Origin of the sequence: Kitasatospora sp. NPDC091335, assembly GCF_044757205.1 — a bacterium.
Classification (GTDB): domain Bacteria; phylum Actinomycetota; class Actinomycetes; order Streptomycetales; family Streptomycetaceae; genus Kitasatospora.
Genome location: NZ_JBIVUM010000001.1, coordinates 21,896 through 43,620 on the forward strand (window position 1 = coordinate 21,896; position 21,725 = coordinate 43,620).

Consider the following 21,725-nt stretch of genomic DNA (forward strand, 5'->3'; position numbering starts at 1 on the left):
GATGCGCGTCCGCGCTCTTCCTCGCACGCTTTCGCCGTGACCAGCCGTCACCACTCGGACCGCCCCTCCCGGCGGTCCGGGTCGACGGCGACAGCGAGCGAGGGGAGCGGTGGCCATGGAGGCGCTGCGACTGATCAAGACGGCCCGGCACGCCCTGGCCGAGGCCAGGCACGTACCGGACGTGCTGGCCGAGGCGCGGCAGGCCGCGCTGCTCACCGAGGCGGTGGGCGCCAGGCTGGCGGAGTCGGAGGACGACGAGCTCACCGGGCTGGGGCAGCAGCTGTCCGAGGCGGGGGCGCACGCGGCGGTCTGCCTGGACCGCTCCGTCCTCCGGGCCGCCCTGGTGAGCGGTGGTCGGGCCGCGCGGCTCACCGACCTGGGGGACCTGGCGCCGGCCCTGGGGGCGCTGGACGGGCTGCTCCGGGAGGTCGGCGAGACTCTGGTGGTGCTGGCCTGCGGGGCTGACACCGAGAGCCTCTACTGGACCTGCATCGACGGTGTGGACGCGGTGTCCGAGTGCAAGGACCTGACCGGGCGGCTGCGCGAGGCGGCGGTCCGGGCCGGGGAGGCGGAGCCCGCGGCGCTCGGCGGGGCGGCGCGGGCGCGGGCGGGTGACGGGGCGCCGTTACTGGTGGTCCGGCTCGATCCGCCAGGCGGAGCCGGTCCGCCGGGCGGTGCGCCGACTGCCGGTGGCCCGCCCTTCGGCAGCGGCCCGCCGGACGGCGGTGGCCCGCCCGGGAAGGGCGGGCCGGCCGGTGGCGAACGGGTGGCGGGTTACCTGGGGCCCGGCACCTCCGAGGCTTCGGAGGTGTCCGTGCCGGCCGGATAGGCGGTGGGGCCGGCGCTCCCGGGGCCGGAACCCTGGAGTTCGGCAAGGTCCGCGGTGACGGAGGCGAGCAGTTCCTGCATCTGCTCCAGCAGGCTCTTGGGAGTGGCGGGTCCGGCCGAGGTGCCGTCGGCCGAGCCCGTCGGGCTGTTCGGGAACTGCGGCGTGGCAGATGGTTCGGACATGACAGGACCCCTTCGGATCGGTGGCGCGGTGCGGAGCGGCCGACGGTGGCTCGGGCCGCACGGCGGGAGGCGGCAATTGCCCGCCACCGGGGCACCCACCCTCGCCGTACACCCAACGAACCGTGCCGGAGGCCGTCACCCGGACACCACCCGATGCGGTCCAACTCGGCTGGTCGGTAAGCCTCCCGGGTGAGCCGGGGTTGCCGTCGCGGTACGGCCTCGGCTAGGCGCGGAGCGGGCCGGGGTGGTCGTCGGCGGCGTCGGGCGGTCGTCGGCGACGCGGGGCGTCGTCGGACATGCCGGGAACGGAGCCGGAGGGGAGGTGGAGATGGCGCCGGGGGAGAACCCACCCCTTGCCACTCTCAACATATAGCGCATGGGGGGCCTTGCGGCAAGGCCCCCGTGGTGGCGCACAATCGCAGGCCTCAGATCGGAGTTGATGCCATGAACCGCCCGACGACCAGCGCGTTCGACCTTCCCACCCGTCTCGCCGCCAAGGCCGACCCGGTGCTGATCGGCGAGGACGAGCGGCACTTCGCGGCGATCGCGGAGAGCCTGGAGCAGTCGATCGCCGAGCTGTCCGACCGCCTCGACGCGCTGCTCCGCGCCCCGGGCGGTCTGGGCCGGGAGGCGATGGACCGGGACATCGAGGTGCACAGGCTGACCGGTCGGCTGCGCGCCCTGCGGCGCTTCGGCCTGGACCTGTGCCTCGGGCGGGTCGTCCACGCGGACGACCCGGAGCCGGTGTACGTCGGGCGGCTCGGCCTCACCGACAGTGAGGGGCGTCGACTGCTGGTCGACTGGCGCTCGCCCGCGGCCGAGCCGTTCTTCGCGGCCACCCACGCCGACCCGATGAGCCTGGCCAGCCGGCGCAGGTACCGCTGGACCGGCGGCCGGATCGGCGACTACTGGGACGAGGTGTTCACCGCCGAGGCCCTGGAGGGGCACGCCGCGCTGGACGACCAGTCAGCGTTCATCGCCGGCCTGGGCGGCAACCGGTCCGCCCGGATGCGGGACGTGCTGGCCACCATCCAGGCCGACCAGGACGCCATCATCCGGGCGGGGTCCAGGGGTGCCCTGGTGGTCGACGGCGGCCCCGGCACCGGCAAGACCGTCGTCGCACTGCACCGCTCCGCGTACCTGCTCTACTCCGACCCCCGGCTCGGCCACCGGCGCGGCGGCGTGCTGTTCGTCGGCCCGCACCAGCCGTACCTGGCCTACGTCGCCGACGTGCTGCCCAGCCTCGGCGAGGAGGGGGTGCGCACCTGCACCGTGCGGGACCTCGTCGCCGAGGGGGCGAAGGCCGGGGTCGAGAGCGACCCGGAGGCGGCCCGGCTGAAGTCCTCCGCCGACATGGTGGGGGCCATCGAGAAGGCCGTCCGGTTCTACGAGGAGCCGCCCACGGAGGGCATGGAGGTCAGCACCCACTGGGCCGACCTGTGGGTGAGCGCCGAGGACTGGTCCGACGCGTTCGACGCGCCGGACCCGGGCACCCCGCACAACGAGGCCCGCGAGCAGATCTGGGAGGAACTGGCCACGATCCTGATGGACAGGCTGGACGAGGACGCGGAGGTCTCGCCCGAGCTGTTCCGCCGGTCGCTGCGGCAGGACCGGGAGCTGGCCGGGACGCTCAACCGCGCGTGGCCGCTGCTCGACCCCGCCGATCTGGTCGGCGACCTCTGGTCGGTGCCCGCCTACCTGCGGATGTGCGCGCCCTGGCTCGGACCGGAGGAGGTCCGCACGCTCCAGCGCAAGGACGCGCCGCACGCCTGGACGGTCTCCGACCTGCCGCTCCTGGACGCCGCCCGGCAGCGGCTCGGCGATCCGGAGGCGGAGCGGCGCCGCCGCCGGCGGGAGGCCGCGACGGCCGCCGAGCGCGCCCGCATGGCCGACGTCATCGGCGACCTGCTCCAGGCCGACGACGACGGCGAGGGCGCGGTGACGATGCTGCGCGGGAGCGACCTCCAGGACACCCTGGTCGACGAGACGGCGCTGCCCGTGGCCGACCCGGAGCCGCTCGCCGGGCCGTTCGCGCACATCGTGGTGGACGAGGCCCAGGAGCTGACCGACGCGGAGTGGCAGATGCTGCTGCTGCGCTGCCCGTCCCGCAGCTTCACCATCGTCGGGGACCGGGCGCAGGCCAGGCACGGCTTCACGGAGTCCTGGCCGGAGCGGCTGGAGCGGATCGGGCTCGACCGGGCCATGGTGGCCTCGCTGAGCATCAACTACCGGACACCGGAGGAGGTCATGGCCGAGGCCGAGCCGGCGATCCGGGCGGCGCTGCCGGACGCCAACGTCCCGACCTCCGTGCGCAGCAGTGGCATCCCGGTCACGCACGGGTCCGTGGCGGAGCTGGACGCCGTCCTGGACGGGTGGCTCGCCGAGCACGCCGAGGGGACCGCCTGCGTGATCGGCGCCCCCGGCTTCGCGGCGCGGCCGCGGGTCCGGTCGCTGACCCCGGAGCTGTCCAAGGGCCTTGAGTTCGACCTGGTCGTCCTGGTCGACCCTGAGGCGTTCGGCGGGGGCGTCGAGGGAGCGGTCGACCGATACGTCGCGATGACCAGGGCGACCCAGCGGCTGGTGGTCCTCAGGAGTTCGTGAGGACGGAAGGCGTGCGGAAGGAGAGCGCGGAGAGGGCGACCGGAGCGAGGCGCGGAAGGAGGGAGCGGAGGGGCTGGAACGCGCGTCGCCCGGTCGGGTGACGCGGGTGTCGGAGGACGGCGCCGGGAGGCCAGACTGGGGCGATGGACGAGGAGGAACCGCTGGCGTCGTGGGCGGCCAGACGGGAGCAACGGCTGCGGCCGGTAGGGCAGTTGAGGGCCGTACGGCTCACGGGCGGGCGGCAGCGCGGCGCCCACGTGGCGCCGGGTGAACCGAGGCTGATCGTACGCTGGGACGGGTACCAGTGGCTGCCGGAGACGGTGGCCGAGGACTACGCCGCCGCCCAGCGGATCCTGTACGGGACCGAGGGCGCGGGAGCGCGGTGGCCCGTGCGCCCGGCGCGGCGGCCGAGGAAGGCGCCGGGGCGCCACCGCAAGCCCTGAGGCTCCGCGGGCCCTGCGCCACAGCGGTCGGGTCCGGGTCGTGAACGGCGCCGACGGCCGCGACCCGGGCGAACGGGCTCGAGCCGGGCGGGCGGACGGAGCCGGGCGGACGGAGCCCCGCGAGCGCCCCCGCCCCCGCCCCGCGCCCCGCCCAGGCCCGGAGTGGCGAGCGGGGCCCGGCGCCGTTCGGCACCGGACCCCGCGACGGCCTCTGCCCGCAGGTCAGTTGTGGGCGTGCAGGTCGGCGTTCAGGCCGCCCCAGGAGCCGGAGCGGGCGATGACCTCGACCGCACCGCTCTGCGAGTTGCGGCGGAACAGCAGGTTGTCCTGGCCGGACAGCTCGACGGCCTTGGCCACCGTGCCGTCCGGGGTGGTGACCCGGGTGCCGGCGGTGACGTACAGGCCGGCCTCGACCACGCAGTCGCTGCCGAGCGAGATGCCGATGCCCGCGTTGGCGCCGAGCAGGCAGCGCTCGCCGACCGAGACGACCTGCTTGCCGCCGCCGGACAGGGTGCCCATGATCGAGGCGCCGCCGCCGATGTCGCTGTGGTCGCCGACGACGACGCCCGCGCTGATCCGGCCCTCGACCATGGAGGTGCCCAGCGTGCCGGCGTTGAAGTTGACGAAGCCCTCGTGCATCACGGTGGTGCCCACGGCCAGGTGGGCGCCGAGCCGGACGCGGTCGGCGTGGGCGATGCGCACACCGGTCGGGGCGACGTAGTCGGTCATCCGCGGGAACTTGTCGATCCCGTACACGGCCAGCTGGCCGCCCTGGGCGCGGACGGCGAGGCGGGCCTGCTCGACCTTGTCCACCGGGACGGGGCCGATGCTGGTCCACGCGACGTTGGCCAGCAGGCCGAAGACGCCGTCCAGGTTCTGGCCGTGCGGCCTGACCAGGCGGTGGCTGAGCAGGTGCAGGCGCAGGTACACGTCGTGGGTGTCGAGCGGCTTCTCGTCCAGCGAGGCGATGGTGGTGCGCACGGCGACCACCTCGACGCCGCGGCGCGCGTCGGCGCGCAGCGCCTCGGCCGCACCGGCGCCGAGCTCGGCCTCGGCCTGCTCGGCGGTCAGCCGGACGGTGCCGGCCGGGCCGGGCTCGGCGGTCAGCACGGGGGTGGGGAACCAGGTGTCGAGGACGGTGCCGTCGGCGGCGATGGTGGCCAGGCCGGCGGCCACGGCACCGTTCGCCGGGGAGGTGGATTCGGGCGAGGTGGATTCAGCAGTCACACCGTGCACGTTAACCAATGCGGGGCCCCGCTGCCGAACACGCCCACCGGACGGACACACCCGCCGGACGGGCCGGTCGGCGGGGCGCGGGGCGGGAAAACCCGGTGCTCACGGCCTCGGCACTGGGCAATACTTCAGCGGGTGTTCATGTCGATCTCCACCACCGGCAGCGCCGAGAGCCCGGCCACGGATCTCGGGTTCCTGCTGCACAAGCACCCCGGCAAGGTCCAGCGGTTCGCGACGTCGCACGGCGAGGCCCACGTCTTCTACCCCGAGGCGGAGGACGAGGTCTGCACGGCCGCGCTGCTGCTGGACGTGGACCCGGTCGCACTGGTCCGCAAGGGCCGGGGCGACGGCAGGGGACGCGGCGGCTCGCCCGACTTCGCGCTCGCCCAGTACGTCAACGACCGCCCGTACGCGGCCTCCTCGCTGCTCGCGGTGGCGCTGCGGACGGTGTTCCGGTCCGCGATGAAGGGCGACTGCCCGGCCCGCCCCGAGCTGCCCGGCCGGATCCGCCCGCTGCGGATCGAGCTGCCCGCCGTGCCCGCGAACGGCGCGGGGGAGGAGGGCGGTCCGGCCCTGGTGGCCCGGCTGTTCGAGCCGCTGGGCTGGCAGGTCGAGGCGACGGCGATCCCGCTGGACGAGGCGTTCCCCGAGTGGGGTGAGTCCCGCTACGTGCGGCTCGTGCTCGCCTCAGGGACGGTACGGCTCGCCGACGCGCTCCAGCAGCTGTACGTGCTGCTGCCGGTGCTGGACGGCGCCAAGCACTACTGGGTCGCCCCGGACGAGGTGGACAAGCTGCTCGCCGCCGGTCAGGGCTGGCTGGCCGCCCACCCGGAGCGCGCCCTGATCGCCCGCCGCTACCTGTCCCGGCGCTGGTCGCTGGCCCGGGCCGCGATGGAGCGCCTGGAGCTGGCCCGGCTGGCGGAGGCGGACGACCGCGAGGTCGAGGAGATCGACAACGCGGTGGACGACCGGCCCGAGAAGGAGCCCGGCACCGAGGAGTCCGGCAGCGAGGAGTCCGGCAGCGAGGAGCCCGGCACGGCGCGCCCCGGTGAGCCCGGCGCCGCGAGCAGCGGTGACGGAACCGGCCGGGCACCGGAGCGGCCCCGCGGGCCCTCGCTCGCCGAGCGGCGCCGCACCGCGATCCTCGCCGCACTGCGCGAGACCGGTGCCGCCCGGGTCGCCGATCTCGGCTGCGGTCAGGGCGAGTTGATCGGCGAGCTGCTCAAGGACGCCCGGTTCACCGCGATCCTCGGGGTGGACGTCTCCGTGAGGGCGCTGCGGGTGGCGAGTCGTAAGCTGGGCCTGGAACGGCTGCCGGAGCGTCAGGCGGCCCGGGTGGCGCTGGTCCAGGGAGCGCTCACCTACACCGATGCCAGGCTGAAGGGCTTCGACGCGGCTGTGCTGTGCGAGGTGATCGAGCATCTGGACCTTCCGCGGCTGCCCGCGCTGGAGTACGTGGTGTTCGGCGCCGCCCGCCCGAGGGCGGTCGTGGTCACCACGCCGAACGCCGAGTACAACGTCCGCTGGGAGAGCCTGCCTGCGGGCGCCGTCCGGCACGCCGACCACCGCTTCGAGTGGTCCCGGGCCGAGTTCCGTGCCTGGGCCGGGAAGGTCGCCGCCGCGTACGGCTACGCCGTCGAGCTGCGCCCGGTCGGCCCGGAGGACGCGGAGGCCGGCGCCCCGACCCAGCTGGCCCTGTTCACCACGACCGCACCCACCACGACCGCACCCACCACGACCGAGACGACCGAGACGGCGACCACACCCGCGACGGCGACCACACCCGCGACGCCCGAAGGAGGCGAGCCCCGATGACCGACGACGCGACCGAGAGCGCGGCACCCGACGACAGCCAGGACCAGGCACGGACCGAGTGCCCCACCGCGCCCCGCCGCCTCCCCGTCACCGACGTCTCCCTCGTCGTCCTGATCGGCACCAGCGGCGCGGGCAAGTCCACCTTCGCCCGCCGCCACTTCCTGCCCACCCAGGTGGTCTCCTCCGACTTCTGCCGCGGCCTGGTCGCCGACGACGAGAACGACCAGTCCGCCTCCGCCGCGGCCTTCGAGGTCCTGCACCACATCGTCGGCAAGCGGCTGGCGGCCGGCCGGCTGACCGTCGTGGACGCCACCAACGTCCAGCCAGAGGCCCGCCGGCAGCTGGTCGCGATCGCCCGCGAGCACGACGTGCTGCCGATCGCGATCGTCCTGGACGTCCCGCCGGGGGTGTGCGCCGAGCGCAACCGCTCCCGCCCGGACCGGCAGCTGCCGGCCCACGTGGTCCCCCGGCAGAACCGCGAGCTGCGCCACTCCCTCCGGGGCCTGGAGCGCGAGGGCTTCCGCAAGGTGCACGTCCTGCGCGGCGAGGCCGAGGTGGCGGCCGCGGAGATCGAGCTGGAGAAGCGGTACAACGACCTGCGCCACCTCACCGGCCCGTTCGACATCGTCGGCGACATCCACGGCTGCCGCTCCGAGCTGGAGACCCTGCTGACCCGGCTCGGCTACACACTGGCCAGGGACGCCGAGGGCCGCCCGGTGGACGCCGCGCACCCCGCGGGCCGCACCGCCGTCTTCGTCGGCGACCTGGTCGACCGGGGCCCCGACACCCCGGGCGTGCTGCGCCTGGTGATGGGCATGGTGGCGGCCGGTCACGCGCTCTGCGTGCCGGGCAACCACGAGAACAAGCTCGGCCGGGCGATGGACGGCAAGAAGGTCACCGTCGCCTACGGCCTCCAGGAGTCGCTGGACCAGCTGGCCGGGGAGAGCGAGGAGTTCCGGGCCGAGGTCCGGGCGTTCATGCGAGGCCTGGTCAGCCACTACCTGCTGGACGGCGGCGCCCTGGTGGTCTGCCACGCCGGGCTGCCGGAGAGGTACCACGGCCGCAACTCGGGCCGGGTCCGCTCGCACGCGCTGTACGGGGAGACCACCGGCGAGACCGACGAGTACGGCCTGCCGGTGCGCTACCCGTGGGCGGAGGAGTACCGGGGCCGGGCGCTGGTGGTCTACGGCCACACCCCGGTGCCGACCGCGAGCTTCGTCAACAACACCGTCTGCCTGGACACCGGCTGCGTCTTCGGCGGCAGCCTGACCGCGCTGCGCTACCCGGAGCGCGAGCTGGTGGGCGTCGAGGCCGAGCGCGAGTGGTACGCCCCGGCACGCCCGCTGATCACGGACGCGCCCGGCGCCCGGGAGGGCCGGCCGCTGGACCTCACCGACGTGGCGGGGCGCCGGATCGTCGAGACCCGTCTGCACGGGCGGGTCGCCGTCCGGGAGGAGAACGCGGCGGCGGCGCTGGAGGTGATGAGCCGCTTCGCGCTGGATCCGCGGCTGCTCGCCTACCTGCCGCCGACCATGGCGCCGAGCGCCACCTCCCGCCGGGACGGCTACCTGGAGCACCCGGAGGAGGCGTTCCTCGGCTACCGCGCGGACGGTGTGCGGCACCTGGTCTGCGAGGAGAAGCACATGGGCTCGCGCGCGGTGCTGCTGGTCGCCAGGGACGGGGCCGCGCTGGAGCGCCGCTTCGGCGTGGCCGGGCCCGGCGCGATCTGGACCCGTACCGGCCGGGCCTTCCTCGCCGACGAGGAGCTGACCGGCGCGGTGCTGGAGCGGGTCCGGGCGGCCGCCGAGCGAGCCGGGCTGTTCGAGGAGCTGGCCACCGACTGGCTGCTGCTGGACGCCGAGCTGATGCCGTGGTCGCTGAAGGCGGTGGAACTGCTGCGCCGCCAGTACGCGGCGGTCGGTGCGGCGGCGGGCGCCGCCCTGCCGGAGGTGCTGTCCGCGCTGGAGCGGGCGGCCGGGCGAGGCCTGGACCTGGCCCACCTGACCGCCCGCCAGCGGCAGCGGGCGGTCGACGCGCGGGCGTTCACCGAGGCGTACCGGCGCTACTGCTGGCCGACCGAGGGCCTGTCGGGCATCCGGCTCGCGCCGTTCCAGCTGCTGGCGGCCGAGGGGGCGAACCTCGCGGTGCGCCCGCACGACGAGCACCTGGACCTGATCGACCGCCTGGTGGCCGCCGACACCAACGCCGCCGACGACACCGCCGACACCAACGACACCGACGCCGCCGATCGGAAGGAGCCGGTGCTGCACCGCACCCGCCGGATCCTGGTGGACACCGAGGACGAGGCCTCGACGGCCGCCGCCACCGCCTGGTGGGAGGAGCTGACGGGCGAGGGCGGCGAGGGCATGGTGGTCAAGCCGCTGGCCTCGCTGGTGCGGACCGCGCGCGGCGAGGGCCGCCCGGGCGGCCTGGTGCAGCCCGGGGTGAAGGTGCGCGGCCGGGAGTACCTGCGGATCATCTACGGCCCGGACTACACCGAGCACCTCGACCGGCTGCGGCTGCGGGCGCTGGGCCACAAGCGCTCGCTGGCGCTGCGCGAGTACGCGCTGGGCCTGGAGGCGCTGGACCGGCTGGCGGCGGGGGAGCCGCTGTGGCGAGTGCACGAGCCGGTGTTCGCGGTGCTCGCGCTGGAGTCGGAGCCGGTCGATCCGCGGCTGTAGCGGTGGCGCCGGGTGACGGGAGTCCCCCGCGGACTCCCCTCACCCGCCCCGTCTCTGTATAGAAATTCCGAGTATCGTATAGACTTGCCGCTCCCTTCCCCCGTCCCGTCACCACAGGAGCCCGGCATGGCCTTCAACCTCCGGAACAGGCACTTCCTCAAGGAGCTCGACTTCACGCCCCAGGAGTTCCGCTTCCTGGTGGACCTCGCCGCCGGGCTCAAGGCGGCGAAGTACGCGGGCACCGAGCAGCCCCGGCTGCGTGGCAAGAACATCGCGCTGATCTTCGAGAAGACCTCCACCCGCACCCGCTGCGCCTTCGAGGTGGCCGCCCACGACCAGGGTGCCACCACCACCTACCTGGACCCCGCGGCCTCGCAGATCGGCCACAAGGAGTCCATCAAGGACACCGCCCGGGTGCTCGGCCGGATGTTCGACGGCATCGAGTACCGCGGCCACGGCCAGGAGGTGGTCGAGGAGCTCGCGGAGTACTCCGGCGTCCCGGTCTGGAACGGCCTGACCGACGAGTGGCACCCCACCCAGATGCTGGCCGACGTGCTCACCGTCACCGAGCACACCGCCAAGCCGCTCGCCGACGTCACCCTCGCCTACCTCGGCGACGCCCGCTCCAACATGGGCAACTCGCTGCTGGTCACCGGCGCCCTGCTCGGCATGGACATCCGGATCGTCGCCCCGCGCGAGCTCTGGCCGGCCGAGGAGGTGCGGAAGTCGGCGCAGGACCTGGCCGCGACGACCGGTGCCCGGATCACCCTCACCGAGGACGTGGCCGAGGGCGTGGCCGGTGCCGACTTCCTCTACACCGACGTCTGGGTCTCGATGGGCGAGCCCAAGGAGGTCTGGGCCGAGCGGATCGAGCTGCTCAAGCCGTACCAGGTCTCCATGGACACCGTCCGGGCCACCGGCAACCCGGCCGTGAAGTTCCTGCACTGCCTGCCCGCCTTCCACGACCTCGGCACGGTGCTCGGGCGGCAGATGCACGAGGCGACCGGCATGACCGAGCTGGAGTGCACCGACGAGCTGTTCGAGTCGGCGCACTCCATCGTGTTCGACCAGGCCGAGAACCGGCTGCACACCATCAAGGCGGTCCTGGTCGCGACCCTCGGCTCCTGACCGGGTCCGCCGACTTCGGACGCCTCCCCGGGGCTCCGGCCTCAGTCGTCCAGCTTGACGCAGGCCACCCGGTCGCCCGCCGCGTGCGGGCCGGCCGGGGTGCCCGCGTGCAGCACCAGCGAGCGCGCCTCGCCCGGCCGCGGCTGCCAGCCCACCACGGCGGTGGCGGTGCCCCCGCCCTGCTCGTCGGTGCGCAGCACCAGGCGCAGCTCGTTGCGCTCGTTGGCGTACGCCGGGTCGGTGGACGGCTGCACCGGGTCGGCCGCGTCCTGGTAGTGCGGCCCCGAGGAGGCCGGGTCGGCCCCGCAGCTGCCGGTGTGCAGGTGCACCGGGAACTCGTGGCCGGGGGCGAGTCCGGAGGCCCGCAGGGTGAGCACGGTCCGCCCGGGCACCGAGCGGTCGGTGACGATCGTGGCGTGCGAGCCGTACGGCACCAGGTCGGTCGCGTAGCTGACGGCGGCCGGCGGGACGAAGGCGGTGGCGGGGTCGAAGTCGGCCTCGACGACGGAGACCGGCGAGGCGGCGGGGGCGAGCAGGGCCAGCGGCAGCAGGGCGGCGGCGAGCGGAGCGGGCATCGGGGCGGGCCTTCCACGGGCGGGCGACGGTCGCCCTGCTAACGCGGCCGGAGCCCCGAGGACACCCCGGTCGGTCGCCCGTGCCGGGCCGCCGGCCGGTACCGTCCCCCTCGCCGACCGGCGGTTCCGGTGGTGAGCTTGTGGTGGTGGCGCTGCCGATGGCGACGGTGGTCGTGGCCGGTGCGGTCCGGCCGATCGGGCCGGAGCGCAGGCGGTGCGGCCCGGCCGACCGGTGCGGCACGGCATGCACTATGGTTTATCTCGACATCGAGATAACTGCCCCTTACGATATATCTCGACATCAAGATACCTGCCGAGAGGCGCTCGCCGGCGATGCGGGCAAGGCAAGCCTAAGTAAGGCTGACCTTACCACCGCGTGACGGCCGGATACCGCGCGAAGCACCCAGAAGGAGTCAGTCGTGTCCGCGAACAGCTTCGACGCCCGCAGCCCGCTGCAGGTGGGCGACGAGTCGTACGAGATCTTCAAGCTCTCCGCCGTCGAGGGTTCCGAGCGGCTGCCGTACAGCCTCAAGGTGCTGCTGGAGAACCTGCTCCGCACGGAGGACGGCGCGAACATCACCGCCGACCACATCCGCGCCCTCGGCAACTGGGACGCCGACGCCCAGCCGAGCCAGGAGATCCAGTTCACCCCGGCCCGTGTGATCATGCAGGACTTCACCGGCGTGCCGTGCGTGGTCGACCTCGCCACCATGCGCGAGGCCGTCAAGGAGCTCGGCGGCGACCCGGCCAAGATCAACCCGCTGGCCCCGGCCGAGCTGGTCATCGACCACTCGGTCATCGCCGACAAGTTCGGCACCAAGGACGCGTTCACCCAGAACGTCGAGATCGAGTACGGCCGCAACAAGGAGCGCTACCAGTTCCTGCGCTGGGGCCAGACCGCTTTCGACGAGTTCAAGGTCGTCCCGCCGGGCACCGGCATCGTCCACCAGGTGAACATCGAGCACCTGGCCCGCACCGTCATGGTCCGCGGCGGCCAGGCCTACCCCGACACCTGCGTCGGCACCGACTCGCACACCACCATGGTCAACGGCCTGGGCGTGCTGGGCTGGGGCGTCGGCGGCATCGAGGCCGAGGCCGCGATGCTCGGCCAGCCGGTCTCCATGCTGATCCCGCGCGTCGTCGGCTTCAAGCTGACCGGCGAGCTGCCGGCCGGCACCACCGCCACCGACCTGGTGCTCACCATCACCGAGATGCTGCGCAAGCACGGTGTGGTCGGCAAGTTCGTCGAGTTCTACGGCGACGGCATCGGCTCCATCCCGCTGGCCAACCGCGCCACCATCGGCAACATGTCGCCGGAGTTCGGCTCGACCTGCGCGATCTTCCCGATCGACACCGAGACCATCAACTACCTGCGCCTGACCGGCCGTGACGAGCAGCAGCTCGCCCTCGTCGAGGCCTACGCCAAGGAGCAGGGCCTCTGGCACGACCCGTCGCACGAGCCGGTCTACTCCGAGTACCTGGAGCTGGACGTCTCCACCGTCGTCCCGTCGATCTCCGGCCCGAAGCGCCCGCAGGACCGCGTCGTCCTGGCCGAGGCCGCCCAGCGGTTCGCCGAGGCGCTGCCGACCTACTCCGCCGAGGCCTCGAAGCCGACCGCCGTCACCGCCCCCGACGGCTCGGCCTACGAGATCGACAACGGCGCGGTCGTGATCGCCTCGATCACCTCCTGCACCAACACCTCCAACCCCTCCGTCATGCTGGGCGCCGCCCTGCTGGCGAAGAAGGCCGTGGAGAAGGGCCTGCACGTCAAGCCCTGGGTCAAGACCACCCTGGCGCCCGGCTCCAAGGTCGTCATGGACTACTACGAGAAGGCCGGCCTGCTCCCGTACATGGAGAAGCTGGGCTTCAACCTGGTCGGCTACGGCTGCGTCACCTGCATCGGCAACTCGGGCCCGCTGCCCGAGGAGGTCTCGGCCGCCGTCAACGAGGCCGACCTCGCGGTCGTCTCGGTGCTCTCCGGCAACCGCAACTTCGAGGGCCGGATCAACCCCGACGTCAAGATGAACTACCTGGCCTCCCCGCCGCTGGTGGTCGCCTACGCCCTCGCCGGCAACATGAACATCGACATCACCCGGGACGCCCTGGGCCAGGACGCCGACGGCAACGACGTCTTCCTCGCCGACATCTGGCCCTCGGAGCAGGAGGTCGCCGACACCGTCGCCGGCTCCATCGACGAGGCCATGTTCGACAAGGGCTACCAGGACGTCTTCGCCGGTGACCACCGCTGGCAGTCGCTCCCGGTCCCGACCGGCAACACCTTCGAGTGGGACGCCGAGTCCACCTACGTCCGCAAGCCCCCGTACTTCGAGGGCATGGCCAAGACCCCGAGCCCGGTGACCGACATCGCCGGCGCCCGCGTCCTGGCCAAGCTGGGCGACTCGGTCACCACCGACCACATCTCCCCGGCCGGCAACATCAAGCCGGGCACCCCGGCGGCGCAGTACCTGACCGCCAACGGTGTCGAGAAGCGCGACTTCAACTCCTACGGTTCCCGTCGTGGCAACCACGAGGTGATGATCCGCGGCACCTTCGCCAACATCCGCCTGCGCAACCAGATCGCGCCGGGCACCGAGGGCGGCTACACCCGCGACTTCACCCAGGCGGACGCGCCGGTGTCGTTCATCTACGACGCCTCGCAGAACTACCAGGCCGCCGGCACCCCGCTGGTCGTCCTGGCCGGCAAGGAGTACGGCTCCGGCTCGTCCCGCGACTGGGCCGCCAAGGGCACCGCGCTGCTGGGCGTCAAGGCCGTCATCGCCGAGTCCTACGAGCGCATCCACCGCTCGAACCTGATCGGCATGGGCGTCCTGCCGCTCCAGTTCCCGGAGGGCGAGAACGCCGACTCCCTCGGCCTGACCGGCGAGGAGACCTTCTCCTTCACCGGCGTGACCGAGCTCAACGAGGGTCGCACCCCGAAGACCGTCAAGGTCAAGGCGGTCGGCGCGGACGGCACCGCCAAGGAGTTCGACGCGGTCGTCCGCATCGACACCCCCGGTGAGGCGGACTACTACCGCAACGGCGGCATCCTGCAGTACGTGCTGCGTTCGCTGATCGGCTGACCGGACACGATGGCAGAACCGGCGCATAGCGCCTGAAGGGGCCGGACCGCACCATGCGGTCCGGCCCTTTTTGCATGCTGCGCCGGTTGCGGTCGCCCTCTTGTGCGGTGAACGGCGGATGGACTAAACCTCTGTGCAATCTGGTCCAGACCATTTGACGCCGCTTCAGAGAACAGGTCCGGTATGCCCACTCGCGCCTCAGCCCTGCTCGCCGCCGCCACCGCAGCCGCGCTGCTCGCCGCCCCCGCCACCGCCGTCGCCGACGACGGGAGGCACGGCCCGAAGCTGAAGGGCCAGCGGGTCGGCTACTTCACCCAGTGGGGCGCCGACAGCTCCGCCAAGCGGGTCCAGGAGTCCGGCCAGGCGGCCAAGCTCACCGTCATCAACTACGCCTTCGGCAACGTCTCCGCCGAGGGCACCTGCTTCGAGAGCAACGAGGCGGGCCAGAGCGACGCCCGCAACGACTACCAGCGCTCCTTCTCCGCCGCCGAGTCGGTGGACGGCGTGGCCGACGCCCCGGGCCAGCAGCTGAAGGGCCACTTCAACCAGCTGCGCAAGCTCAAGGCGAAGAACCCCCAGCTGCGCACGGTCATCTCGCTGGGCGGCTGGTCCTGGTCCAAGTACTTCTCCGACGCGGCCGCCACCGACGAGGCCCGCAAGAAGTTCGTCTCCTCCTGCATCGACCTCTACGTCAAGGGCGACGTGCCGGTCCTGGCCGACTCCCCGGAGGGCGGCAAGGGCGCGGCCGCCGGCGTCTTCGACGGCATCGACATCGACTGGGAGTACCCGGGCGGCGGCGGGGACGAGGGCAACGTGGTGCGCCCCGAGGACGGCCGCAACTTCACCCTGCTGATGCAGGAGTTCCGCGACCAGCTGGACGCGCTGAGCGGCAAGAATGGCAAGAAGTACCTGCTGACCGCCGCCGTCGCCGCCAACGAGAACGTCGCCGACCGGCTCGAACTGCCCGAGCTGAGCGAGTCGGTGGACTGGCTGAACGTGATGACCTACGACCTGCACGGCCCGTGGGAGGGCAAGGGCCCGGCCAACCACCAGGCCCCGCTGTACTCCGACCCGTACGACCCGGACCCGCGCCAGCGCAGCGCCGACAAGGCCGTCAACCACTACCAGGAGCGCGGCCTGCCCTCCGAGCAGCTCGTCCTCGGAGCCCCGCTGTACGGCCACGGCTGGACGGGCGTCGCCCCCGGCAAGCGCGGCGGCCTGTTCCAGAGCGCCACCGCCTCCGCGCCCGACCACTCGTACCAGGAGATCAACGCGCTGCCGGGCAAGGTCTACCTGGACCGCGACCACGGCGCTTCCTGGAAGTACGACGGCACCACCTTCTACAGCTACGACACCGCCGAGGTGCTCACCCAGAAGGCGCAGTACACGCGCTGGAACGACCTGGCCGGCGTGATGGTCTGGTCGCTGGACGGCGACGACGCCCAGGGCAGCGCGATCGCCGCGCTGGACCGCGGCCTGCGCCGCGGCTGACCGACCCGCACCACCTGACGCAGGGCCCGCCACGGACGTACTGTGGCGGGCCCGTCGCGTTGCCGGCGGGGTTCCCCGCCCGGGCCGCCCCGGGTGGCCGCCGGTTCACCCCCGCCGCCGCCGGGCCCGTCCCACCACCGTCAAGGAGCAGTGATGTTCGACCTCATCGTCATCGTCAGGGTCACCGAGCCGGACGGCGTCCCGGTGGTCGCCGACGCCCTGGCCCGGATGCGGCCGCTGTGCCTCGCCGAGGACGGCTGCGTCGGCTGGGAGGCGTACCACTCGCAGGACGACCCGGCCCGCTTCGTCCTGGTGGAGCGCTGGGCGACCAGGGAGGCCTGGGAGGCGCACGGTGACGGCGAGGCGATCCGGAAGGTCTACGTCCCGGACGTCCTGCCGCGGGTCGAGCGCGAGGTGCACCCCAGCCGCCCGGTCTCCGTGGAGGCCTGAGCACACGGCGAACGGCCGTGGGCGGGGGCCCACGGCCGTTCGCGGCGTACGGTCCGTCAGACCCGGTCGCAGGCCTGCGCCCGCAGCGCCCGGGCCAGGTCGTCCCGGCGCTCCAGCACCAGGCGGCGCAGCGCCGGAGCGGCCTGCGGGTGGCCGGACAGCCAGGCGTCGGCCTCGGCCAGGGTCTGCCCGTCGGTCTGGGCGATCGGGAAGAAGCCGCCGACGATCCGCATCGCGATCTCGATGCTCCGGTCGGCCCAGACCCGCTCCAGCAGCTTGAAGTACGGCGCCGCGTAGAGGGAGGTCAGGTCGCGCTGGGAGGGGATCGAGAAGCCCCCGGTGTTGGCCTCGACGAGGGCGCTCGGCAGCTCGTCCGAGTCGATCACGGCCGACCAGGCGGCGGCCTTGGCCTCCGCGGTGGGCCGGGCGGCCAGGCACTGGGTGTGGTGCCGCTTGCCGCTCGCGGTGTTGTCGGCGGCCAGCTCGTCGGCGAGCTCCTCGTCGGCGGCCTGGCCGGCCGCGGCCAGGGCCAGCCAGAGCGACCAGCGCAGGTCCTGGTCGACGTCCAGGCCGTCGATCCTGGCGCTGCCGGACAGCAGGCCGCGGACCAGGCCGAGGTGCTCGGCGCCGCCCGCGGTCTGGGCGAGGAACCGGGCCCAGGCCAGCTGGTGGTCGCTGCCGGGGACGGCCTCGCGCAGCTCGCGCAGGGCGCCGTCGGCGAGCAGCCGGCCGCCCTCGCCGCGCCAGGCCGGGTCGGCGTACAGGTCGACGGCGGTCTTGGACTGGGCGTGCAGCGACTGGAGCACGCCGATGTTGCCCTCCCGGCCGCCGAAGCGCAGCACCAGGGCGACGTAGTCGCGGGCCGGCATCAGGCCGTCCCGGGTGAGGTTCCAGACCGCGGACCAGGCGAGGGCGCGCGTCAGGTCGTCGTGGATGTCGCCGAGGCCGGTGCGCAGGGTCTCCAGCGACTCCTCGTCGAAGCGGATCTTGCAGTAGGTCAGGTCGTCGTCGTTGAGCAGCACCAGCGCCGGGCGGGGGAGGCCGGTGGCCTCGGTGACCACGGTCCTGGCGCCGGTGACGTCCAGTTCGATCCGGCGGGTGCGCGCCAGGGCGCCGTCGGTGTCCCGGTCGTACAGGCCGACCGCGATCCGGTGCGGGCGCAGCACGCCACCCGACGGAGTCGCGGGATCGTCCGCGGCGTCCTGGAGCACGGCCAGCTCGGTGATCCGGCCCTCGGCGTCGGTGGTGACCTGCGGGGTGAGCGCGTTGACCCCGGAGGTCTCCAGCCAGGCGGCGGACCAGGCCTTGAGGTCGCGGCCGCTGGTCTCCTCCAGCACCTCCAGCAGGTCGCCGAGTTCGGTGTTCCCGAAGGCGTGGCGCTTGAAGTAGCGGCGGGCGCCCTCGAAGAAGGCCTCCGAACCGACGTACGCCACCAGCTGCTTGAGGACCGAGGCGCCCTTGGCGTAGGTGATGCCGTCGAAGTTGAGCTTGGCGTCCTCCAGGTCCCGGATGTCCGCGGTGATCGGGTGGGTGGTGGGGAACTGGTCCTGTCGGTACGCCCAGGCCTTGCGCTGGTTGGCGAAGGTGACCCAGGCCGAGGAGTAGCGGGTGCGGGCGCCGATCAGGCCGTAGGAGCCCATGAAGTCGGCGAAGGACTCCTTCAGCCACAGGTCGTCCCACCAGCGCATGGTGACCAGGTCGCCGAACCACATGTGCGCCATCTCGTGCAGGATGACGTTGGCCCGGCCCTCGTACGCGGCGTCGGTGACCTTCGAGCGGAAGACGAACTCCTCGCGGAAGGTGACGCAGCCGGGGTTCTCCATCGCGCCGATGTTGTACTCGGGGACGAAGGCCTGGTCGTACTTGCCGAAGGGGTACGGGTAGTCGAACGCCTCGTGGAAGAAGTCGAGTCCGAGCTTGGTGACGCCGAGGATCTCGTCCGCGTCGAAGTACGGGGCCAGCGACTTGCGGCACATCGCGGAGAGCGGGATCTCCAGCGTGCTGCCGTCGGCCAGCTCGCGGCTGTAGTGGTCGCGGACGACGTGGTACGGGCCGGCGACGACGGCGGTGAGGTAGGTGGAGATCGGCCTGGTCGGCGCGAACTCCCAGGTGCGGCTGCCCGCGGCGTCCTGCCCGGCGCTGTCCTGCCCGGCGGCGTCCTGCCCGGTGACGCTCTCGTGCGGGGCGTTGGACCGGACGTCCCAGTCGGCCGGGGCGGTCACGGTGAAGGTGAACGGGGCCTTCAGGTCGGGCTGCTCGAAGTTCGCGAACACCCGCCGGGCGTCGGCCGGCTCGTAGTGGGTGTAGAGGTAGGTCTCGCCGTCCACCGGGTCGACGAAGCGGTGCAGGCCCTCGCCGGTGCGGCTGTAGGCGCAGTCCGCCTCGACGGTCAGCACGTTCTCGGCGGCCAGGCCGTCGACGTGCACCCGGGCGCCGTCGTAGGCGGTGGCCGGGTCGAGGGCGCGGCCGTTGAGGGTGACCGCGCGGACGGCGGGGGCGAGCAGGTCGAGGAAGGTGCCCGCACCGGGCTGGGAGCAGCGGAAGGTGACGGTGGTGGTGGAACGGAAGGTGGCGGCCGTCCGGTCCGGGGCCGAGGTCACGTCCAGCCGGACCCGGTAGCCGTCCACAGCCAGGATGCTGGCGCGCTGCTGGGCCTCGTCGCGGCTTAGGTTCTTGCCCGGCACGGCGGTACTCCTTTGTCCGGCTCGCACGGTGGTGCGCTGGGTGGTGGTGCTGCGGTCTCGGCGCGGGGGTGTGCTCCGCGCGCGCGGAGCCATCCTTTCACGCCCCGCGCCGTCAGTACCATTGCACAGATCGCCGCGTCATCAGCGGAATCAGCGGCCCCGGGCGGGCGTTGGCGTTCCGGGACGGAACACCTTCCTGCCTCGGATCACCTCATGAAGGACGACACCCAGTGACTGCCGCTGAGCGCAAGACCGCCGACTTCTGGTTCGACCCGGCCTGCCCCTGGGCGTGGATGACCTCCCGCTGGCTGATCGAGGTCCAGCGACTGCGTCCGGTGGACGTGCGCTGGCACGTGATGAGCCTGTCGGTGCTCAACGAGCACCGGGACCTGCCGGAGAGCTACCGGGAGCTGCTGGACAACGCCTGGGCCGCGGTGCGGGTCTGCACCGCCGCCGCCGAGCGGCACGGGCCCGAGGTGCTCGGCCGGCTCTACACCGAGCTGGGCCTGCGCTTCCACAACCAGGGCCTGCCGCAGAACCGCGAGACCATCGAGGCCGCCCTGGTGGCCGCGGGCCTGCCCGTCGAGCTGGCCGACGCGGCCGGCACGGACGCGTACGACGAGGCCCTGCGCGCCTCGCACCAGGAGGGCATCACCCTGGTCGGCGAGGACGTCGGCACCCCGGTGATCGCGGTCGAGGGCGCGGACGGCGAGCGGGTCGCGTTCTTCGGCCCGGTGGTCACCCCGGCCCCGAAGGGCGAGGCCGCGGCCCGCCTGTGGGACGGCACCCTGCTGGTGGCCTCCACCCCGGGCTTCTACGAGATCAAGCGCACCCGCACGGCCGGCCCGTCCTTCGAGTAGCCCCGGAAGCGGCCCCCCGGAAGCGGCCCCGCGGACGCGGCAGGGCCCGGCACCCTCAGGTGCCGGGCCCTCACCCTGCCGTGCGTCCGGACGGTCAGCGCGGCGCGGCGTCCCGGCGCTGCTTGAGCAGCCCGGCGGCGGTGAGCAGCGCGACCAGCACGCCGGCCGCGTACAGCTGCTGGCGGTTGCCCTCGGTGGTGGTCATCAGGGCCAGGATGCCCGCCACGGCGGCCATCGCGATCCAGGTCAGGTACGGGTAGCCCCACATCTTCACGGTGAGCAGCTCGGGCTCCTCGTGCTCCAGCCGGCGGCGCATCCGCAGCTGGACCACGCAGATGAACAGCCAGACCACCAGGATCGCCACGCCGGTGGTGTTCATCAGCCAGGTGAACACCGTCTCCGGCCAGAACTTCGCGGCCAGCACGGCGCCGAAGCCGAACAGGCAGGAGGCCAGCACGGCCCTGCGCGGCACCCCGCCGCTGACCTTGGCCAGCGCCCTGGGGCCCTGGCCGCGGCCGACCAGCGAGTACGCCATCCGGGAGGCGCCGTAGATGTTGGCGTTCATCGCGGACAGCAGCGCGACCAGCACCACCACCTGCATGATCGTCCCGGCGCCGGCCACCCCGAGGTGGCGCAGCACGGTGACGTACGGGCCGTCGGCGACGACCGCCGGGTCCTTCCAGGAGACCAGGGTGACGACCAGGGCCATCGAGCCGATGTAGAAGATCGCGATCCGCCACACCGCGGTGCGCACGGCGTTGGCGACGTTCTTCTTGGGGTCGTCGGACTCGGCGGCGGCGATGGTCACGGTCTCCAGACCGCCGTACGCGAAGACCGAGGCGAGCAGGCCGACGATCAGCCCGCTGACGCCGGTGGGCAGGAAGCCGCCGTGGCCGGTCAGGTTCTCGGTGCCGGGGGCGCCGGGGCCGATCACGCCGGCGATGCCGAGCCCGCCGAGGACCAGGAAGGCGATGATCGCGGCGATCTTGATCGCGGCGAACCAGAACTCGAACTCGCCGAAGTTCTTCACCGCGGTGAGGTTGCTGACGCAGAAGAAGACCATGAAGAGGCCGACCCAGACCCAGGCGGAGACGCCGGGCACCCAGCCGTTGACGATCTTCCCGGCGGCGGTGGCCTCGGCGGCGACGCCGCAGCAGAGCATCACCCAGTACATCCAGCCGGCCGTGATCCCGGCCCAGGGGCCGATCTCCTTCTCGGCGTGCACCGAGAACGAGCCGGAGGCGGGGCGGGCGGCGGACATCTCTCCGAGCATCCGCATGATCAGCATGACCAGGAGGCCGGAGAGCGTGAACGCCAGGATGATCGCCGGGCCGGCGGCCGCGATGCCGGCGCCGGAGCCCACGAAGAGGCCCGCGCCGATCACCCCGCCGAGGGCGATCATGGACAGGTGGCGCTGCTTCAGGCCGTGGGTGAGCTGCTGGCCACCCGACGCCGGTTCTGCGGCCGTGTCGTCGGGGGTCCCGGTCGCCGGAGGCGCGGAGGTGGGGGCCATAGGGGTGGATCCAGACTTTGCGGAATGCGACATGAGCTGTCCAATATCCGGCGACCCCCCTGTCCATGCCAATAATGACCGACCCCGGACCACCATGCGGACCGGAACGGAACCCATCGCGACCAGATCGTGACCGAGTGTGGCGACGGGCCGGTTCCGA

The 21,725-nt window shown here is 73.1% G+C and carries 15 protein-coding genes; 10 read left to right on the forward strand and 5 right to left on the reverse strand.

From position 1 onward, the window contains the following. Positions 1–115: 115 nt before the first annotated feature. Positions 116–829 carry a DUF6099 family protein gene (locus ACIQOW_RS00110; protein ID WP_401077805.1) on the forward strand — a complete coding sequence of 238 codons (714 nt, stop codon included), beginning with the start codon at positions 116–118 and terminating at the stop codon, positions 827–829. On the opposite strand, the gene ACIQOW_RS00115 is transcribed toward ACIQOW_RS00110, so the two are convergent. Then, the gene (locus tag ACIQOW_RS00115) at positions 775–1,011 is read right to left on the reverse strand and encodes a hypothetical protein (RefSeq protein WP_401077807.1); all 237 of its coding nucleotides are present in this window, start codon (positions 1,009–1,011) and stop codon (positions 775–777) included. The genes ACIQOW_RS00110 and ACIQOW_RS00115 overlap by 55 nt on opposite strands. Positions 1,012–1,455: 444 nt before the next feature. Between ACIQOW_RS00115 and helR the strand changes: the two genes are divergently transcribed. Together helR and ACIQOW_RS00125 are read left to right on the forward strand one after the other, a co-directional pair. Beyond that, positions 1,456–3,612: an RNA polymerase recycling motor ATPase HelR gene (helR, locus tag ACIQOW_RS00120; RefSeq protein WP_401077809.1), complete on the forward strand. Its 2,157-nt coding sequence runs from the start codon at positions 1,456–1,458 to the stop codon at positions 3,610–3,612. A gap of 143 nt (positions 3,613–3,755) precedes the next feature. Next, the gene (locus ACIQOW_RS00125) at positions 3,756–4,055 is read left to right on the forward strand and encodes a DUF6087 family protein (protein WP_188299676.1); all 300 of its coding nucleotides are present in this window, start codon (positions 3,756–3,758) and stop codon (positions 4,053–4,055) included. A gap of 222 nt (positions 4,056–4,277) precedes the next feature. Here the strand turns inward: ACIQOW_RS00125 and dapD are convergent, their stop codons facing one another. Further along, positions 4,278–5,282 (reverse strand): 2,3,4,5-tetrahydropyridine-2,6-dicarboxylate N-succinyltransferase, encoded by a 1,005-nt coding sequence (gene dapD, locus ACIQOW_RS00130; RefSeq protein WP_401077813.1) that lies wholly within the window; start codon positions 5,280–5,282, stop codon positions 4,278–4,280. Between the two features lie 141 nt (positions 5,283–5,423). Here dapD and ACIQOW_RS00135 point away from each other — a divergent pair, with 141 nt between their 5' ends. The 3 genes from ACIQOW_RS00135 (at position 5,424) to argF (ending at position 10,912) form a co-directional block, all read left to right on the forward strand. Beyond that, positions 5,424–7,103: a 3' terminal RNA ribose 2'-O-methyltransferase Hen1 gene (locus tag ACIQOW_RS00135; protein WP_401077816.1), complete on the forward strand. Its 1,680-nt coding sequence runs from the start codon at positions 5,424–5,426 to the stop codon at positions 7,101–7,103. Further along, positions 7,100–9,784 carry a polynucleotide kinase-phosphatase gene (locus ACIQOW_RS00140; RefSeq protein ID WP_401077819.1) on the forward strand — a complete coding sequence of 895 codons (2,685 nt, stop codon included), beginning with the start codon at positions 7,100–7,102 and terminating at the stop codon, positions 9,782–9,784. The genes ACIQOW_RS00135 and ACIQOW_RS00140 overlap by 4 nt, the downstream gene beginning before the upstream one ends. 126 nt (positions 9,785–9,910) lie before the next feature. Next, on the forward strand, positions 9,911–10,912 hold the full coding sequence (gene argF, locus ACIQOW_RS00145) for an ornithine carbamoyltransferase (protein ID WP_188296590.1): 1,002 nt from the start codon (positions 9,911–9,913) through the stop codon (positions 10,910–10,912). Between the two features lie 41 nt (positions 10,913–10,953). Here the strand turns inward: argF and ACIQOW_RS00150 are convergent, their stop codons facing one another. Continuing rightward, a complete protein-coding gene (locus tag ACIQOW_RS00150; protein ID WP_401077823.1) occupies positions 10,954–11,487 on the reverse strand; it encodes a superoxide dismutase family protein in 534 nt (177 codons plus the stop codon). Between the two features lie 419 nt (positions 11,488–11,906). On the opposite strand from ACIQOW_RS00150, the gene acnA reads away from it, so the two are divergent. The 3 genes from acnA (at position 11,907) to ACIQOW_RS00165 (ending at position 16,508) form a co-directional block, all read left to right on the forward strand. Then, positions 11,907–14,567 carry an aconitate hydratase AcnA gene (gene acnA / locus ACIQOW_RS00155; RefSeq protein WP_188296588.1) on the forward strand — a complete coding sequence of 887 codons (2,661 nt, stop codon included), beginning with the start codon at positions 11,907–11,909 and terminating at the stop codon, positions 14,565–14,567. Positions 14,568–14,750: 183 nt separating this feature from the next. After that, a complete protein-coding gene (locus ACIQOW_RS00160) occupies positions 14,751–16,058 on the forward strand; it encodes a glycoside hydrolase family 18 protein (RefSeq protein WP_401077826.1) in 1,308 nt (435 codons plus the stop codon). A 153-nt stretch (positions 16,059–16,211) separates the two neighbouring features. Then, positions 16,212–16,508 carry a putative quinol monooxygenase gene (locus tag ACIQOW_RS00165; protein ID WP_401077829.1) on the forward strand — a complete coding sequence of 99 codons (297 nt, stop codon included), beginning with the start codon at positions 16,212–16,214 and terminating at the stop codon, positions 16,506–16,508. A gap of 56 nt (positions 16,509–16,564) precedes the next feature. On the opposite strand, the gene pepN is transcribed toward ACIQOW_RS00165, so the two are convergent. Beyond that, complete coding sequence (pepN, locus tag ACIQOW_RS00170) at positions 16,565–19,192, reverse strand: aminopeptidase N (RefSeq protein ID WP_401077832.1); 2,628 nt, start codon at positions 19,190–19,192, stop codon at positions 16,565–16,567. 230 nt (positions 19,193–19,422) lie between these two features. On the opposite strand from pepN, the gene ACIQOW_RS00175 reads away from it, so the two are divergent. Beyond that, positions 19,423–20,052, forward strand: a complete 630-nt coding sequence (locus tag ACIQOW_RS00175) for a DsbA family protein (RefSeq protein WP_401077834.1) — start codon at positions 19,423–19,425, stop codon at positions 20,050–20,052. A gap of 94 nt (positions 20,053–20,146) precedes the next feature. Here ACIQOW_RS00175 and ACIQOW_RS00180 read toward each other — a convergent pair whose 3' ends face one another. Then, complete coding sequence (locus tag ACIQOW_RS00180) at positions 20,147–21,565, reverse strand: amino acid permease (RefSeq protein WP_401077837.1); 1,419 nt, start codon at positions 21,563–21,565, stop codon at positions 20,147–20,149. Between the last annotated feature and the right edge of the window lie 160 nt (positions 21,566–21,725).